Annotated in this window: 15 protein-coding genes; 14 read left to right on the forward strand and 1 reads right to left on the reverse strand. The window is 73.1% G+C overall.

Annotated features, from left to right (window positions below; genetic code table 11):
- Positions 1-41: 41 nt before the first annotated feature.
- Positions 42-1310: a methyltransferase domain-containing protein gene (locus ACZ50K_RS10900; protein ID WP_468900480.1), complete on the reverse strand. Its 1269-nt coding sequence runs from the start codon at positions 1308-1310 to the stop codon at positions 42-44.
- Positions 1311-1709: 399 nt separating this feature from the next.
- On the opposite strand from ACZ50K_RS10900, the gene ACZ50K_RS10905 reads away from it, so the two are divergent.
- The 14 genes from ACZ50K_RS10905 (at position 1710) to hpnH (ending at position 17580) form a co-directional block, all read left to right on the forward strand.
- On the forward strand, positions 1710-3566 hold the full coding sequence (locus ACZ50K_RS10905; RefSeq protein ID WP_468900482.1) for a DUF5941 domain-containing protein: 1857 nt from the start codon (positions 1710-1712) through the stop codon (positions 3564-3566).
- Entirely contained in the window at positions 3563-4315 is a 753-nt protein-coding gene (locus ACZ50K_RS10910; protein WP_468900485.1) for a phosphocholine cytidylyltransferase family protein, read from the forward strand. Before ACZ50K_RS10905 ends, ACZ50K_RS10910 begins: the two co-directional genes overlap by 4 nt.
- Positions 4303-5364, forward strand: coding sequence for an iron-containing alcohol dehydrogenase family protein (locus tag ACZ50K_RS10915; protein ID WP_468900487.1), 1062 nt, complete (start codon positions 4303-4305; stop codon positions 5362-5364). The genes ACZ50K_RS10910 and ACZ50K_RS10915 overlap by 13 nt, the downstream gene beginning before the upstream one ends.
- The gene (locus tag ACZ50K_RS10920) at positions 5342-6121 is read left to right on the forward strand and encodes a CDP-alcohol phosphatidyltransferase family protein (protein WP_468900490.1); all 780 of its coding nucleotides are present in this window, start codon (positions 5342-5344) and stop codon (positions 6119-6121) included. The genes ACZ50K_RS10915 and ACZ50K_RS10920 overlap by 23 nt, the downstream gene beginning before the upstream one ends.
- 8 nt (positions 6122-6129) lie before the next feature.
- Positions 6130-7002, forward strand: a complete 873-nt coding sequence (locus tag ACZ50K_RS10925; protein ID WP_468901165.1) for a glycosyltransferase family 2 protein — start codon at positions 6130-6132, stop codon at positions 7000-7002.
- A gap of 94 nt (positions 7003-7096) precedes the next feature.
- The gene (locus ACZ50K_RS10930; protein WP_468900492.1) at positions 7097-8026 is read left to right on the forward strand and encodes an ABC transporter permease; all 930 of its coding nucleotides are present in this window, start codon (positions 7097-7099) and stop codon (positions 8024-8026) included.
- Positions 8019-8798 (forward strand): ABC transporter ATP-binding protein, encoded by a 780-nt coding sequence (locus ACZ50K_RS10935; RefSeq protein WP_468900495.1) that lies wholly within the window; start codon positions 8019-8021, stop codon positions 8796-8798. Before ACZ50K_RS10930 ends, ACZ50K_RS10935 begins: the two co-directional genes overlap by 8 nt.
- Before the next feature lie 309 nt (positions 8799-9107).
- A complete protein-coding gene (gene hpnC / locus ACZ50K_RS10940; protein ID WP_468900498.1) occupies positions 9108-10091 on the forward strand; it encodes a squalene synthase HpnC in 984 nt (327 codons plus the stop codon).
- On the forward strand, positions 10088-11050 hold the full coding sequence (gene hpnD, locus ACZ50K_RS10945) for a presqualene diphosphate synthase HpnD (RefSeq protein ID WP_468900500.1): 963 nt from the start codon (positions 10088-10090) through the stop codon (positions 11048-11050). Before hpnC ends, hpnD begins: the two co-directional genes overlap by 4 nt.
- 175 nt (positions 11051-11225) lie before the next feature.
- Positions 11226-12602 (forward strand): hydroxysqualene dehydroxylase HpnE, encoded by a 1377-nt coding sequence (gene hpnE / locus ACZ50K_RS10950; RefSeq protein WP_468900503.1) that lies wholly within the window; start codon positions 11226-11228, stop codon positions 12600-12602.
- The gene (locus ACZ50K_RS10955; RefSeq protein WP_468900506.1) at positions 12599-13732 is read left to right on the forward strand and encodes a polyprenyl synthetase family protein; all 1134 of its coding nucleotides are present in this window, start codon (positions 12599-12601) and stop codon (positions 13730-13732) included. The genes hpnE and ACZ50K_RS10955 overlap by 4 nt, the downstream gene beginning before the upstream one ends.
- Positions 13733-13859: 127 nt before the next feature.
- A complete protein-coding gene (shc, locus tag ACZ50K_RS10960) occupies positions 13860-15878 on the forward strand; it encodes a squalene--hopene cyclase (RefSeq protein WP_468900509.1) in 2019 nt (672 codons plus the stop codon).
- The gene (locus ACZ50K_RS10965; RefSeq protein WP_468900512.1) at positions 15878-16546 is read left to right on the forward strand and encodes a phosphorylase family protein; all 669 of its coding nucleotides are present in this window, start codon (positions 15878-15880) and stop codon (positions 16544-16546) included. Before shc ends, ACZ50K_RS10965 begins: the two co-directional genes overlap by 1 nt.
- Before the next feature lie 5 nt (positions 16547-16551).
- Positions 16552-17580 carry an adenosyl-hopene transferase HpnH gene (hpnH, locus tag ACZ50K_RS10970; RefSeq protein WP_468900514.1) on the forward strand — a complete coding sequence of 343 codons (1029 nt, stop codon included), beginning with the start codon at positions 16552-16554 and terminating at the stop codon, positions 17578-17580.
- The last annotated feature ends 52 nt before the right edge of the window (positions 17581-17632 follow it).

Here is a 17632-nt window from a genome sequence, read left to right on the forward strand (position 1 = left end):
ATGGCCCGTGGCGGGGGACGGAACGGCGAGCCGGCCGGCCGTCAGACCCCGAAGGGGGCCGGATAGCCGATGGTGCCCGAGGGCACCGGCGCCGAGGCGTCCAGCACCAGCGCCATCATGGCCTCGTCCGGCACCTCGAACGGCGCCCGGATCCCGAACCGCGAGGCCGGCACGAAACCGAACCGCGGGTAGTAGTCGGGGTGCCCCAGCACCAGCACCAGGCCCTCCCCGCGTTCCCGGGCCGCGGCCAGCAGCGCCCGGACGACCGAGCTGCCCGCACCGGAGCGCTGGAGCGCCGGAGCGGCGGCCACCGGTGCCAGGGCCAGCGCCGGTGCCCCGCCGACCGTGCAGCGGGTGAGCAGGGCGTGCGCGGCGACCGCGCCGTCCGGGCCCTCGGCCACGTAGGAGAGGCCCGGCAGCCAGGCCGGGTCACCGCGCAGAGCGTCGACCAGGTCCGCCTCCAGCGGGGTGTCGAAGGCGGCCAGGTTGACGGCCCGGACCGCCCCGGTGTCCGCCGCGGTCTCCGGCCGGGCCGGCCAGCGGTCGCCGTCCCCGGCCGTCACCGGGCGGAGTACGTAGCCGGTGTAGCCGTACTCCCGGCCGTGCCGGGCCCGTACGGCGATCTCCTCGCGGGTGGCGGCCAGCGCGGCCGCCATCCCGGGAGCCGAGGGGTCGGCCGTGTCCGCCCGCTCGGCGAGCGGACCGTAGTACTCGGCCCAGTCGGAGTCGGGCTGCCGGAGGCTGCCGAGCACCCGGTAGCCGGCGGCCTGGGCGGCCGCCAGGTTCCGGGCGGCCGGGCGCAGCGGGTAGTGCCGGTCCCAGAAGGCCCGGGCCCCGGCGGAGGGCTCCCCGTCCGTCCACTCGCATTCGGTCAGCACCAGGGTGCCGCCCGGGGCGAGCAGCCGCCGCCAGCGGTCGAGGGCGGTGTCGAAGCCGATGGCGTAGGCGGAGCTCTCCGCCCACACCAGGTCGAAGGAGCCGTCTTCGAAGGGGAGGTCCGCCATGTCGGCGGCCAGCGGCCGGATCCGGTCGGCGAGCCCGCGGGCCGCGGCGGCGGCGCGCAGTTCGTCGAGGAACGGTTCGTGCAGGTCGACGGCGGTCACCTCGGCGCCGCCCGCCTCGGCGGCGAGCAGCAGCGCGGAGCGGCCGGGGCCGCAGCCGAGGTCCAGGATCCGGGGCCGCCCGGGGAGCGGTCCGGCCAGGGAGAGGAGCTGCCGGGTGGTCGCGTCGGAACCGGGGCCCTGCCGGGGCAGGCCGTGGTGCAGCGCGAAGAAGGCGTCGTGAAGGTCGTGCGGGGACTGGTCGGTCAACGTGAACCCTAGGAACGGGGGCTCCGGCCGACGGGGGTCGATCGGTGGGATCAGACCCGGCCGGACGCCCGGTGGAAGTCGGGGATGTGCCGCGTCTCGCCGCGCATGGCAGCGAACACCGTGACGGTCATCAACCCCACCTCTTCCTGTTCCGCATCGGTCCATATCGCGCTTCGGCGGGCCTTCCCGGGATTTCTCGGCCTTCCACCGGGCTTTACCCCACCTGTACGCGTCTGCGGCCACCCTAACATCCAGGCGGTTTGTGGTCGGTCGCCGGGATCGTCAATGATGATCAAGCGGTGGACGGTTGGGGTGTGAACGGGGGGTGAACCCCGTGTTCCATTCATCGGATAGCCTCTGCCGACGTGCCGCCGCCCCACGAGGCGCCCGTCCCAAGGAGTGAGTTCGTCGCCGACCGCCATCCTCACCGGCCCGCCGGTTCCCGGATCACCGCTCGAAGGCGACCTCCGCACCCTCGGCTTCGAGGTCGTGCCGGTCCCCGGGCCGTCCGGAACCGCCGCCGCGCTGGCCGCCGTGCCGGCCGACCAGCGGGTGGCCGTGGTGGACAGCGCCTTCGTCGGGCACCTGCACAGTCTGCGGCTGGCCCTCACCGACCCCCGGTTCGACGCCTGCGCGGTACCCGGTGCGCTGACCGTCCGGCCGGCCGGACGGGCCGCCCTGGACCGGGCCGTGGCGGCGGCCGGGACCGCCCCGGTGACCGTCCCGCCGAGCGCCCCCGGGACCGCTCCCGAGGACGCGGCCGCCGGGGCCGCGCCGGACGGCCCGTACCCGGCCGGACTGGCCGGTCTGCTGGAGGCCGGCGGGCTGCCCGTCCAGCGTCCCGAGCTCGGCACCCTGGTCGCGGCCGTTCCCGACGGCCCGGCCGAGCGGGCCGAGGCCGAGGCCGCGGTCGCCGCCGTGGACGACGAGGCGGTCCGGCTGCGCACCGCCGTGAAGTCCCGCGACGGGTTCTTCACCACCTTCTTCGTCAGCCCCTACTCCCGCTACATCGCCCGCTGGTGCGCCCGCCGCGGCCTCACGCCCAACCAGGTCACCACCGCCTCCCTGATCACCGCGCTGGTCGCGGCCGGCTGCGCGGCCACCGGGGACCGCTGGGGCTATGTGACGGCCGGCGTGCTGCTGCTGGTCTCCTTCGTCCTGGACTGCACCGACGGGCAGCTCGCCCGCTACTCCCTGCAGTACTCCACGATGGGCGCCTGGCTGGACGCCACCTTCGACCGGGCCAAGGAGTACTCCTTCTACGCCGGTCTGGCGCTGGGCGCGGCCCGCGACGGCGACGACGTGTGGGCCCTGGCGCTCGGCGCGATGATCCTGATGACCTGCCGGCACGTGGTCGACTTCGCCTTCAACGAGGCCAACCACGACGCCACCGCGAACACCTCGCCGACCGCCGCGCTCTCCGGCCGGCTGGACAGCGTCGGCTGGACGGTCTGGGTCCGCCGGATGATCATCCTGCCGATCGGCGAGCGCTGGGCGATGATCGCCCTGCTCACCGCGCTGACCACCCCCCGGATCACCTTCTACGCCCTGCTGGTCGGCTGCGCCTTCGGCGCTTTCTACACCACCGCCGGCCGGGTGCTGCGCTCCCTGACCCGCAAGGCCCGGCGGACCCCGAGGGCCGCCCGCGCGCTGGCCGAGCTGACCGACACCGGCCCGCTGGGCGAGCTCTCCGCCCGACTGCTCGGCCGGTTCCTGTACCCGGGCGTCGGCCCGGTGTTCGCCGTACTGGCCTCGCTGGGCCTGCTCTACGCGGCCTGGGCGTACCCCTTCGGCCACCGGCAGGCCGTGATCGCCGCCGTGGTCTACGCCGTCTTCGCCGGGGCCGCCGTCTCCCGCCCGCTCACCGGGGCCCTCGACTGGCTGCTCCCGCCGGTGTTCCGGGCCGCCGAATACGGCACGGTGCTGATCCTGGCGTACAAGGCGGACGTCCCCGGGGCCCTCCCGGCGGCATTCGGCCTGGTGGCGGCGGTCGCCTACCATCACTACGACACGGTGTACCGCATTCGCGGCGGCACCGGAGCGCCCCCGCACTGGCTGGTGCGGACGATCGGCGGCCATGAGGGCCGGGTCCTGCTGACCACGGTCCTGGCGGCCGTCCTCGCGCACGACACAGACTTCCCCGTCGCGCTCACGGCCACGGCCGCGTTCGTGGCACTCGTGGTGCTTGTGGAGAGCATCCGCTTCTGGGTCTCCGCCGGAGCACCCGCCGTACACGACGAAGGAGAACCCGCATGATCGGCCTTGTCCTCGCTGCCGGTGCCGGACGCCGTCTGCGTCCCTACACCGACACCCTCCCCAAGGCCCTCGTGCCCGTCGGCCCCGAGGGCCAGGAGGACGGCCTCACCGTCCTCGACCTGACCCTGGGCAACTTCGCCGAGGTCGGCCTCACCGAGGTCGCGATCGTCGTCGGCTACCGCAAGGAGGCCGTCTACGCCCGCAAGGCCGCGCTGGAGGCCAAGTACGGGGTCACGATCACGCTGATCGACAACGACAAGGCCGAGGAGTGGAACAACGCCTACTCCCTGTGGTGCGCCCGTGAGGTCCTCAAGCAGGGCGTGATCCTCGCCAACGGCGACACCGTGCACCCGGTCTCGGTGGAGAAGACCCTGCTCGCCGCCCGCGGCGACGGCCAGAAGATCATCCTCGCCCTGGACACGGTCAAGAACCTGGCCGACGAGGAGATGAAGGTCATCACCGCCGAGGGGGAGGGCGTCCGCAAGATCACCAAGCTGATGGACCCGGCCACCGCCACCGGCGAGTACATCGGCGTCACCCTGATCGAACCGGAGGCCGCCGAGGCCCTCGCGGACGCCCTGAAGGCCACCTTCGAGCGCGACCCCGACCTCTACTACGAGGACGGCTACCAGAAGCTGGTCGACGACGGCTTCACGATCGACGTGGCCCCCATCGGCGACGTCAAGTGGGTCGAGATCGACAACCACGACGACCTCGCCAAGGGCCGGACGATCGCATGCCAGTACTGACGAGGCTCATCCCCTCCCCGCTCGTCGTCGACATCAGCGCCGGGGCGATGGACAAACTGGACGGCATCCTCGCCGACCAGCGGATCTCCGCCTCCGGCAAGCTGGCGATCGCGATCAGCGGCGGCTCCGGCCAGGCGCTGCGCGCCCGGCTGGAGCCGGTCCTGCCGCACGCCGACTGGTACCCGGTCGTCGACGGCACCCTGGACTCGGCGGTCAAGCTGGCCGACGACATAAAGGGCCGTCACTACGACGCGGTGGTGGGGCTGGGCGGCGGCAAGATCATCGACGTGGCGAAGTACGCCGCGGCGCGGGTCGGGCTGCCGATGGTGGCGGTCGCCACCAACCTCTCGCACGACGGGATCTGCTCGCCGGTGTCCATCCTGGACAACGACAACGGCCGCGGCTCCTACGGGGTGCCCACCCCGATCGCCATGGTGATCGACCTCGACGTGATCCGCGAGGCACCCGCCCGGTTCATCCGGGCCGGCATCGGCGACGCGCTGTCCAACATCTCGGCCATCGCCGACTGGGAGCTCTCGCACCGGATCAACGGCGAGGCCGTGGACGGCCTGGCCGCCGCCATGGCCAGGACCGCCGGCGAGTCCGTGCTGCGCCACCCCGGCGGCTGCGGGGACGACGAGTTCCTGACGGTCCTCTCGGAGGCCCTGGTCCTCACCGGGATCGCCATGTCGATCTCCGGGGACACCCGTCCCGCCTCGGGCGCCTGCCACGAGATCAGCCACGCCTTCGACCTGCTGTACCCGGGGCGCTCCGCGCTCCACGGCGAGCAGGTGGGGCTCGGCGCCGCCTTCGCCATGCACCTGCGCGGGGCCCGCGAGCAGTCCGGGCTCTTCGTGGAGGTGCTGCGCCGCCACGGCATGCCCGTGCTGCCCGAGGAGATCGGGTTCAGCGCGGACGAGTTCGTCGCGGCCGTGGAGTACGCCCCCCAGACCCGTCCGGGACGCTTCACCATCCTGGAGCACCTCAACCTGCCAGCCGCCGACATCAGGGACGCGTACGCCGACTATGCCAAGACCATCAGTAGCTGAACTCCGTCCCGTCGTTCACCCCGCGGGCGTGAAGGACCGGCGCAGTGGAGAGCACTGGGGCGGCCGCCTGTACATGCGCGAGATCTCCCTGCGCATCACCCGGCTGCTGGCCGGTACCAAGGTCACGCCCAACCAGCTGACCTATCTGATGACCCTGGCCGGCGTGCTGGCCGCCCCGGCGCTGCTGGTGCCGGGGGTCTGGGGTGCCGTCCTCGGCGTGGTGATGGTGCAGCTGTACCTGCTGCTCGACTGCGTGGACGGCGAGCTGGCCCGCTGGAAGAAGCAGTACTCGCTGTCCGGGGTCTATCTGGACCGGGTCGGCGCCTACCTGTGCGACGCGGCGGTGCTGGTCGGCTTCGGCCTGCGCGCCGCGGACCTGTGGGGCACCGGCCGGATCGACTGGCTGTGGGCCTTCCTCGGCACCCTGGCCGCCCTGGGCGCGATCCTGATCAAGGCCGAGACGGACCTGGTCGGGGTGGCCCGCCACCAGGGCGGGCTGCCGCCCGTGCAGGAGTCGGCGGCCGAGCCGCGCTCCTCCGGGATGGCGCTGGCCCGCCGGGCCGCCGGGGCGCTCAAGTTCCACCGGCTGATCCTGGGCATCGAGGCCTCCCTGCTGATCCTGGTGCTGGCGGTGGCCGACCAGATGCGCGGGGACCTGTTCTACTCCCGGGTCGGGGTGGCCGTGCTCGCCGGGATCGCCCTGCTCCAGACCGTGCTGCACCTGGTCTCGGTCCTCGCCTCCAGCAGGCTCAAGTGACGGCGCCGATGCGGCTGGGCGCCGTCGTGATCACCATGGGCACCCGCCCGGAGGAACTGAAGGCGCTGCTGGACTCGGTGGCCCGGCAGGACGGGGACCCGGTCGAGGTGGCCGTGGTCTGCCAGGGGGTGAAGCTGGCGGACCTCCCCGAGGGGGTCCGGGTCGTCGAGCTGCCCGAGAACCTGGGCATCCCGGGCGGCCGCAACGCGGGCATCGAGGCCTTCGGCCCCGGCGGCCGCGAGGTGGACGCCCTGCTGTTCCTGGACGACGACGGTCTGCTGGAGCGCCCGGACACCGCCGAGCTGTGCCGGCAGGCCTTCGCCGAGGACCCGAAGCTGGGGATCATCAGTTTCCGGATCGCCGATCCGGAGACCGGGACCACCCAGCGCCGGCACGTGCCCCGGCTGGGCACCTCGGACCCGATGCGGTCCTCCCGGGTGACCACCTTCCTGGGCGGTGCCAACGCGGTGCGCACCGAGGTGTTCCAGCAGGTCGGCGGGCTCCCGGACGCGTTCTTCTACGCGCACGAGGAGACCGACCTGGCCTGGCGGGCGCTGGACGTCGGCTGGCTGGTCGACTACCGGGCCGACATGGTGCTGCTGCACCCGGCGACCTCCCCCTCCCGGCACGCGGAGTACCACCGGCTGGTGGCCCGCAACCGGGTCTGGCTGGCCCGCCGCAACCTGCCCGCCCCGCTGATCCCCGTGTACCTGGGGGTGTGGGTGCTGCTGACCCTGGTCCGGCGTCCGTCGAAGGCCGCGATGAAGGCCTGGTTCGGCGGATTCAAGGAGGGATGGCAGACTCCCTGCGGGCCCCGTCAACCGATCAAGTGGCGCACCGTGTGGCTGCTGACCCGGCTGGGACGACCGCCCGTCGTCTGACGGGCCCGACTCTGGGACCATGGGCTCTACATCCGGAGCCGGGGCCCCGGGCCCGACGCCACCTGCCGCATCTTGAAGACGAAAGTTTCAACTTGTGAGTGACACAACCCACGACGGTGCTCTCGCCACGAGCACGCCGCCGTCCGCCGACGCGGGGCTGACCCCCGCGCAGCTCGCCACCAAGTACGGGCTGTCGGTGAGCGGTGCCCGTCCCGGGCTCGCCGAGTACGTGCGGCAGATCTGGGGCCGGCGCCACTTCATCCTCGCCTTCTCGCGGGCCAAGCTGATGGCGCAGTACAGCCAGGCCAAGCTCGGCCAGATCTGGCAGGTGGCGACCCCGCTGCTGAACGCGGCCGTCTACTGGATGATCTTCGGTCTGATCCTGAAGGCCGGCAAGGAGATGCCCCCGGGCACCTACGTGCCGTTCCTGGTGATCGGCGTCTTCGTCTTCACCTTCACCCAGAGCTCCCTGATGGCCGGTGTCCGGGCGATCTCCGGGAACCTGGGGCTGGTGCGCGCCCTGCACTTCCCGCGGGCCACCCTGCCGATCTCGTTCTCGCTGCAGCAGCTCCAGCAGCTGATGTACTCGATGATCGTGGTGTTCCTGGTCGCCATCAGCTTCGGCAACTACCCGAAGCTGTCCTGGCTGCTGGTGCTGCCGGCGCTGGCCATGCAGTTCGTGTTCAACACCGGCCTGGCGATGATCATGGCGCGGATGGGTGCCAAGACCCCCGACCTCGCGCAGCTGATGCCGTTCGTCACCCGTACCTGGATGTACGCCTCGGGCGTGATGTTCCCGATCGCCGCCTACCTGAAGGACCAGCCGGCCTGGATCAGCGACCTGCTGCTCTGGAACCCGGCCTCCATCTACATGGACCTGATCCGGTTCGCGCTGATCGACGAGTACACCGCCGACAACCTGCCGCCGCACGTGTGGGCCTTCGCCGTCGGCTGGGCCGTCCTGATCGGCGTCGGCGGGTTCATCTACTTCTGGAAGGCTGAGGAGCGTTACGGCCGTGGCTGAGACCTCGCAGGGGCGTATCCCCACCGTCATCGCCGATGACGTCCACATCGTCTACCGGGTCAACACCGGCGGCGGCGGCAAGGGTGCCGCGACCGCGGCGCTCAGCCGGATAGTCCGGCGCAAGGGGGACACCCCGGGCGTCCGCCGGGTGCACGCCGTCCGCGGGGTCTCCTTCACGGCCTACCGGGGCGAGGCCATCGGCCTGATCGGCTCCAACGGCTCGGGCAAGTCCACCCTGCTGCGGGCCATCGCCGGCCTGCTGCCCACCGAGTCCGGCAAGGTCTACACCGACGGCCAGCCCTCGCTGCTGGGCGTGAACGCGGCCCTGATGAACGACCTGACCGGTGAGCGGAACGTGACCCTGGGCGGTCTCGCCATGGGCATGTCCCGCGAGGAGGTCCGGGAGCGCTACCAGCAGATCGTCGACTTCTCCGGCATCAACGAGAAGGGCGACTTCATCTCGCTGCCGATGCGCACCTACTCCTCCGGCATGGCGGCCCGGCTGCGGTTCTCCATCGCGGCGGCCAAGAACCACGACGTGCTGATGATCGACGAGGCGCTGGCCACCGGTGACCGCAAGTTCCAGATCCGCTCGGAGGCCCGGATCCGCGAACTCCGCAAGGAGGCCGGCACCGTCTTCCTGGTCAGCCACAGCAACAAGTCGATCCGCGACACCTGCGACCGGGTCCTCTGGCTGGAGAAGGGCGAACTCCTGATGGACGGCCCCACCGAGGAGGTCGTCGCCGCGTACGAGAAGGAGACCGGCCGCTGACGGCCGAGGCCCGCTGATCCGAGCCCGTCCGGCCCCCACCGCACCCCGCGGCGGGGGCCTCGGCGTGTCGCCCTTCCGACCTGCCACGACATCCCGTCACGCCGCGTACACCCGCTGGGTGGCTCCGACGCTGTACAACGTAAGCTGGAGCGGTCCTGAATCGCGGCATCTGCGGACGAATTCTCCGACAGCGTGTCCGAAATGGGATGAATTGAATTGGCAGTGTAGAACGGGAGATGTGACGGCAATGGCTACGGGAATCCTCCGGCCCCCAGGCGGACCGGCCGTCTCCGCCCCCGGTGGCGGGCGGTGACCCCCGGGCCCGGCAGCCGCCCCCCGTCCGAGCCGGACCTCCCCGGGGCCACCCTGGGCAAGGCCGCGGCGGAGAACTTCCCCGTCGCCCCCGCCTTCCTGCCCCGGGCCTGGCGCGACGGACTGATGGCCGTCTACGGCTACGCCCGCCTGGTCGACGACATCGGCGACGGCGACCTGGCCCCCGGCGGCGGTGACGCCGCCCTCCTCGGCCTCGACCCCGCCACCCCCGACGACGTGCCCGGCCGGCTCGCCCTCCTCGACGCCCTGGAGGAGGACCTGCACCGGGTCTTCGCCGGTACCGGCACCGGCCCCCGCCACCCGCTGCTCCAGGCCCTGCGCCCGGTGGTCCGGGCCCACGGCCTCACCCCCGAACCCTTCCTCGGGCTGATCGAGGCCAACCGCCAGGACCAGCGGACCTCCCGCTACGAGACCCACCAGGACCTCCTCGCCTACTGCGAGCTCTCCGCCAACCCGGTCGGCCGGCTGGTCCTCGGACTCACCGGCACCGCCACCCCCGAGCGGATCCGCCGCTCCGACGAGATCTGCACCGCCCTGCAGATCGTCGAACACCTCCAGGACGTCGCCGAGGACCTCGCCCGCGACCGGATCTACCTCCCCGCGTGCGACATGCGCCGCTTCCACGTGACCGAAGCCGATCTGAAGGCCCCGTCCGCGGGCGCCGCCGTCCGCTCCCTCGTCGCCTTCGAGGCCGAACGCGCCCGGGACCTGCTGGACCGGGGCACCCCTCTGGTCGGCAGCGTGCACGGCAGGCTCCGGCTGCTGCTCGCGGGCTTCGTGGGCGGGGGGCGCGCCGCCCTGCGGGCCGTCTCGGACGCCGGCTTCGACGTACTCCCCGGCCCGCCCAAGCCCACCCGGACCGGTCTGGTCCGCGAAGTGGCCGCCGTCCTCCGCCACGCGCCGGGAACGCCAGGAACGCCAGGAACGCCGAGAACGCCGAGAACGCCGAGAAAGAGGTGAGCCCGAACGTGGAGGGCCCCACGCACGCCCCCGTCCCGACCGCACCGGTCCTGGCCGCCTACAGCTACTGCGAGGCCGTCACCGGCTCGCAGGCGCGGAACTTCGCCTACGGCATCCGGCTGCTGCCCACCGACAAGCGGCAGGCGATGTCGGCGCTGTACGCGTTCTCCCGGCGGGTCGACGACATCGGCGACGGCACGCTCCCGGCCGAGGCCAAGCTGACCCGGCTGGAGGACACCAGGGCCCTGCTCGACCGGGTCCGGGCCGGAGCCGTGGACGAGGACGACACCGACCCCGTCGCGGTCGCCCTCACCGACGCCAGCCGCCGGTTCCCGATCCCGCTGGACGGCCTGGACGAGCTGATCGACGGCGTCCTGATGGACGTCCGCGGCGAGACCTACAAGACCTGGGACGACCTCAAGGTCTACTGCCGCTGCGTGGCCGGCGCCATCGGCCGGCTCTCCCTCGGGGTGTTCGGCACCGCCCGGAACGCCCACGAGGCCGCCCGCGCCGCCGAGTACGCCGACACCCTGGGCCTCGCCCTTCAGCTCACCAACATCCTCCGGGACGTCCGCGAGGACGCCGGCAACGGCCGCACCTACCTGCCCGCCGAGGACCTCGAACGGTTCGGCTGCGCCGAGGGCTTCGACTCCGGCCGCGCCCCGGCCGGATCCGACTTCCCCGGCCTGGTCCACCACGAGGTCCGGCGGGCCCGCGCCCTGTTCACCGAGGGCTACCGGCTGCTGCCGATGCTGGACCGGCGCAGCGGCGCCTGCGTGGCCGCCATGGCCGGCATCTACCGCCGGCTCCTCGACCGGATCGAGCGCGAACCCTACGCCGTACTGCGCGGCCGGGTCTCGCTGCCCGCCCGGGAGAAGGCCTACGTGGCGGTCCGCGGCCTCTCCGGCCTGGACGCCCGGACCATCTCCCGGCAGAGCGCCAGGAAGCGGCCCCTGTGACCCCCGGCCGCGCGGCGGGCGCACCGGACCCCGACGGCACCCCGTTCCCCGCGGGCGTCCCGGGGTCCGCGTCCGGTCCGCGGGCAACCCCCGGACGGTCCGCCGCGTCCTTCCGTCCGGACCGCCGTCCGGGCGGCCCGGGCACGGCACCGCACACCCGCGAGGAGGACCGCCCGTGACCGAGCCGAACACGGCCGTGGTGGTCGGCGGCGGCCTCGCCGGGGTCACCGCCGCCCTGGAACTCGCCGACGCGGGCCTGCGGGTCACCCTGCTCGAAGGCCGGCCGAGGCTCGGCGGCCTGGCGTTCTCCTTCCAGCGCGGCGCCCTCACCGTCGACAACGGCCAGCACGTCTACCTGCGCTGCTGCACCGCCTACCGGTGGTTCCTGGACCGGATCGACGGCACCGCCCTGGCCCCGCTCCAGGACCGGCTGGACGTCCCGGTCCTCGACGTGGCGCACCCCGGGGGGCCGCGGCTGGGCCGGATCCGCCGGACCGGGCTCCCGGTTCCGCTGCACCTGGCGGGCTCGCTGGCCCGCTACCCGCACCTCTCGCTCGCCGAACGCGCCGCCGTCGGCCGGGCCGCCCTCGCGCTCCGCCGGCTCGACCCGGCCGACCCGGCCCTGGACGGGCTGGACTTCGGCACCTGGCTGGGCCGCTACGGCCAGTCGCCCCGGGCGATCGAGGCGCTCTGGGACCTGATCGGGGTGGCCACCCTGAACGCCCCGGCCGGCGAGTCCTCGCTGGGCCTGGCCGCCATGGTGTTCCGGACCGGGCTGCTCTCCGAACCGGGCGCCGCCGACATCGGCTGGGCCCACGTCCCGCTCGGCGACCTCCACGACACCCTCGCCCGCAAGGCCCTGGACGCCGCCGGGGTGCGCACCGAACTCCGCACCAAGGCCACCGCCCTCACCCGCACCGCGGAGGGCGACTGGCGGGTGGACACCGAGGAGGAGAGCCTGCGGGCGGGCACCGTGGTGCTGGCCGTCCCGCAGCGGGAGGCGCACGGCCTGCTCCCGCAGGGCGCCCTCGACGACCGGGACAAGCTCCTCGACATCGGCACCGCGCCCATTCTCAACGTGCACGTGGTCTACGACCGCAAGGTGCTCCGGCAGCCGTTCTTCACGGCCCTCGGCTCGCCCGTCCAATGGGTGTTCGACCGCACCGAGTCCTCCGGACTCACCGGCGGCGGCCAGTACCTGGCCCTGTCGCAGTCGGCCGCACAGGCCGACATCGACGAACCGGTGGCGGCGCTCCGCGCCAAGTACCTGCCCGAACTGGAGCGGCTGCTGCCCGCCGCGCGCGGCGCCGAGGTCCGCGACTTCTTCGTCACCCGGGAGCGGACAGCGACGTTCGCCCCCACCCCCGGCGTCGGCCGGCTGCGGCCCGCCGCGCGCACCGACGCGCCCGGGCTCTACCTCGCCGGTTCGTGGACGGCGACCGGCTGGCCCGCGACCATGGAGGGCGCCGTCCGCAGTGGGGTGAGCGCGGCACAGGCCGCCCTCACCGTCCTCGGCCGCCGCCGGGCCGACCCGCTCCAGGAGGCGGTATGACCCCCACGCACACCAGCACCACCAGCAGCACCGGCACAGCAGGTACAGGAACCAGAGGAGAGCCAGTGAACCCGGGGAATCACACGGGCAACGTCGAGAAGGCGGACACGCTCGCGCTGCTGGAGCGCGGACGTACGCTCTCGACCCCCGTGCTCCGCGCGGCCGTGGACCGGCTCGCACCGCCCATGGACACCGTCGCCGCCTACCACTTCGGCTGGATCGACGCCCTCGGCAACCCCTCGGACGGGGACGGCGGCAAGGCCGTCCGCCCCGCGCTCGCGCTGCTGTCCGCGGAGGCCGCGGGTGCCGCCCCCGAGGTCGGCGTCCCCGGCGCGGTCGCCGTGGAGCTCGTCCACAACTTCTCGCTGCTGCACGACGACCTGATGGACGGCGACGAGCAGCGCCGGCACCGCGACACCGTGTGGAAGGTGCACGGACCCGCCCAGGCCATCCTGGTCGGCGACGCCCTGTTCGCCCTGGCCTACGAGCTGCTGCTGGAACTGGGCACGGTGGAGGCCGGCCGGGCCGCCCGCCGGCTCACCACCGCCACCCGCAAGCTGATCGACGGCCAGGCCCAGGACATCTCCTACGAGCACCGGGAGTCGGTCACCGTCGCCGAGTGCCTGGAGATGGAGGGCAACAAGACCGGCGCCCTGCTGGCCTGCGCGGTCTCCATCGGCGCGGTCCTCGGCGGCGCCGACGACCGGACCGCCGACAAGCTGGAGGAGTACGGCTACCACCTCGGCCTCGCCTTCCAGGCCGTCGACGACCTGCTCGGCATCTGGGGCGACCCGGAGTCCACCGGCAAGCAGACCTGGAGCGACCTCCGCCAGCGCAAGAAGTCCCTCCCCGTGGTCGCCGCCCTCGCGGCCGGCGGCCCGGCCTCGGCCGAACTGGCCGAGCTGCTCGCCGCGGACGCCAAGAGCAGCGACTTCGCCACCTTCTCGGAGGAGGAGTTCGCCCACCGGGCCGCCCTCATCGAGCAGGCCGGCGGACGTGAGTGGACCGCCGAGGAGGCCCGCCGCCAGCACGCCGTCGCGGTCCGGGCGCTGTCCGAGGTGGACATGCCGGAGCGGGTGCGCGAACAGCTCGTGGACCTCGCCGACTTCGTCGTCGTCCGCAAGAGGTGAACGCCACGCTCCAGCGGATATGACCCGCGAGTCGCCGGCCGGCGCGATCTGACGGAAGGATCCTTCGGCGCGCCGGCCGACGGCAGACCCCAGCACAGCAGAGACGCCACTGCACGAAGGGGAAGCCATGACAGCGACGACCGACGGCTCCGCGAACGCCCGCGGTGCCGCACCGGACAGCGGAACGAAGCACACGAAGAAGGCGCGGCACCCGGCCGGCCCCGCGACGGCCGAGGAGGCCGTCCGGCGGGCCACCGAGCACCTCCTCGCCCGCCAGCACCCCGACGGGTGGTGGAAGGGCGACCTCCAGACCAACGTCACCATGGACGCCGAGGACCTGCTGCTGCGCCAGTTCCTCGGCATCCGGGACGAGACCGTGACCCGGGCCGCCGCCCTGTTCGTCCGCGGCGAGCAGCGGGAGGACGGCACCTGGGCCACCTTCCACGGCGGGCCGCCCGACCTCTCGGCCACCATCGAGGCGTACGTGGCGCTCCGGCTCGCCGGGGACCCGCCCGAGGCCCCGCACATGGCCCGGGCCTCCGCCTGGATCCGGGCGCACGGCGGGATCGCCGCGGCCCGGGTCTTCACCCGGATCTGGCTGGCCCTGTTCGGCTGGTGGAGCTGGGACCACCTGCCCCAGCTGCCGCCCGAGCTGGTGTTCCTGCCGCCCTGGGTGCCGCTGAACATCTACGACTTCGGCTGCTGGGCCCGCCAGACCATCGTGCCGCTCACCGTGGTCTCCGCGAAGCGGCCGGTCCGGCCGGCCCCCTTCGTCCTCGACGAGCTGCACACCGACGCCCGCACCCCCCACCCGGCCCGCCGGCCGGCCCCGCTGACCAGCTGGGACGGCGCCTTCCAGCGGATGGACCGGGCACTGCACCTGTACCACCGGGTGGCCCCCCGCCGGCTGCGCCGGGCGGCCATGGACGCGGCGGCCCGCTGGATCGTGGAGCGTCAGGAGAACGACGGCTGCTGGGGCGGCATCCAGCCGCCCGCCGTGTACTCGATCATCGCCCTGCACCTGCTGGGCTACGACCTGGGGCATCCCGTGATGCGGGCGGGCCTGGCCTCCCTGGACCGGTTCGCGGTCTGGCGCGAGGACGGGGCGCGGATGGTCGAGGCCTGCCAGTCGCCGGTCTGGGACACCTGTCTGGCCGCCATCGCCCTCGCCGACGCCGGGCTCCCGGCCGACCACCCGGCCCTGGTCCGGGCGGCCGACTGGATGCTCGGCGAGGAGATCGTCCGTACCGGGGACTGGGCCGTCCGCCGCCCCGGACTCGCCCCCGGCGGCTGGGCCTTCGAGTTCCACAACGACAACTACCCCGACATCGACGACACCGCAGAGGTGGTCCTCGCGCTGCGCCGGATCCGGCACCCCGAACCGGCCTCGCTGGACGGGGCGGTGGCCCGCGGGGTGTCCTGGAACCTGGGCATGCAGTCCCGGGACGGCGGCTGGGCCGCCTTCGACGCCGACAACACCAGCCCGCTCCCCAACCGGCTGCCGTTCTGCGACTTCGGCGAGGTCATCGACCCGCCGTCGGCCGATGTCACCGCGCATGTGGTGGAGATGCTCGCGGCCGTCGGCAAGGCCGGGGACCCGAGGACCTGGCGGGGCGTCGAATGGCTGCTCCGCAACCAGGAGGAGAACGGTTCCTGGTTCGGCCGCTGGGGCACCAACTACGTCTACGGCACCGGCTCGGTGGTCCCGGCCCTGACCGCCGCCGGAATCCCCGGCAGCCACCCCGCGGTCCGCCGGGCCGTCGGCTGGCTGGAGTCCGTACAGAACGAGGACGGTGGCTGGGGCGAGGACCAGCGGTCCTACCAGGACCCGGAGCGCTGGGCGGGCCGCGGCGAGTCCACCCCCTCGCAGACCGCCTGGGCGCTGCTCGCGTTGCTGGCCGCGGGGGAGGGCGGCGGGAAGGCGGCCGCCCGGGGCGTCGCCCATCTGGTGCGGACCCAGCGGGCGGACGGCTCCTGGGACGAGCCCCAGTTCACCGGCACCGGCTTCCCGTGGGACTTCTCCATCAACTACCACCTGTACCGGCAGGTGTTCCCGCTCACCGCCCTGGGCCGCTACCTCTACGGGGATCCGCTCGCCCCGGATCCGGCCCCGGCCGCGGCACCGGCCGGGACGGAGGCCGGCTGATGTCCGCCGGTCCGCCGGTCCGGGCGGCCCCGCCGCTGCTGGTCGCCTGCGCGCTCGGCATCGAGCGGCTGGCCCTGGGCCGGGTGGACCGGCCGTCCCGGACGGGCCGCGACGGGGACACCGGACCCGTCACGGTGATCCGTACGGGCATGGGGCCGCGCGCCGCCGAGCGGGCGGTGGCCCGGGCACTGGCCCGGCCCGGGATGGCGGGGGCCTCGGTGGTCGCCACCGGGTTCTGTGCCGGGCTGGCCCCCGGAATGCACCCGGGGGACCTGGTGGTGGCCGAGGCCACCCGGGACCCGGGCGGCACCGTGCGCTGCGACGGCACGGCCCTGCTGGCCGGGGCGCTGGCCCGGGCGCTGCCCGGCCGGACCGTCCACACCGGTCTGCTGACCGGTTCCGACCACGTGGTCCGCGGCCCCGAACGGGCCGAGCTGCTGGCCCGCGGGGCCGTGGCGGTGGACATGGAGTCGGCGGCCACCCTCCGCACCGCCTCCCGCGCCGGGGGAGCCCCGGTTGCGGCCGTGCGGGTGATCGTGGACGCCCCGGAGCACGAACTCGTCCGTATCGGAACGGTTCGCGGTGGAATATCGGCCTTCCGTGTTCTCCGTTCCGTGCTGCCCGTTTTCATCGATTGGCACCACTCTTCGCCGCTCCCCAGGAGGTGAGCCAGATGGCCATGCCGCTGCGACAGTCCATCAGGGTCGGGACCTATCTCATCGAACAGAAGCTCCGCAAGCGGGAGAAGTTCCCGCTGATCGTCGAACTCGAACCGCTCTACGCCTGCAACCTGGCGTGCGAGGGCTGCGGGAAGATCCAGCACCCGGCCGGGGTGCTCAAGCAGCGGATGCCGGTCGCCCAGGCGGTCGGGGCGGTCCTGGAGTCCGGTGCGCCGATGGTGTCCATCGCCGGTGGAGAACCGTTGATGCACCCGCAGATCCACGAGATCGTGCGCCAGTTGGTGGCGCGGAAGAAGTACGTCTTCCTGTGCACCAACGCGATGCTGCTCCGCAAGAAGATCGAGAAGTTCACCCCCTCCCCGTACTTCGCCTTCGCCGTCCACATCGACGGGCTCCGCGAGCGGCACGACGAGTCGGTGGCCAAGGAGGGGGTGTTCGACGAGGCGGTGGCCGCCATCAAGGAGGCCAAGAAGCGCGGATTCCGGGTCACCACCAACTCCACCTTCTTCAACACCGACACCCCGCAGACCATCATCGAGGTCCTCGACTACCTCAACGACGACCTCCAGGTCGACGAAATGATGATCTCGCCCGCCTATGCCTACGAAAAGGCCCCCGACCAGGAACACTTCCTGGGCGTCGAACAGACCCGGGACCTGTTCCGGAAGGCGTTCGCGGGCGGCAACCGGCGCCGTTGGCGGCTCAACCACTCCCCGCTCTTCCTGGACTTCCTGGAAGGCAAGGCCGATTTCCCCTGCACGGCCTGGGCCATTCCGAATTACTCCCTCTTCGGCTGGCAGCGGCCCTGCTATCTGATGAGCGACGGCTATGTGCCCACGTACCGGGAACTCGTCGAGGACACCGACTGGGAGAAGTACGGCCGCGGCAAGGACCCGCGCTGCGCCAACTGCATGGCGCACTGCGGCTACGAGCCGACCGCGGTCCTCGCCACCATGGGATCGCTGAAGGAGTCCCTGCGCGCCGCCCGCGAGACCGTGTCCGGGAACCGGGAGAAGTCGTGACCGGGACCCCGGCTCCCACCGGGCCCGCCGGGACCGACGGCACCGACCGGCC

It is taken from the genome of Streptomyces sp. NPDC033845 (genome assembly GCF_055576225.1).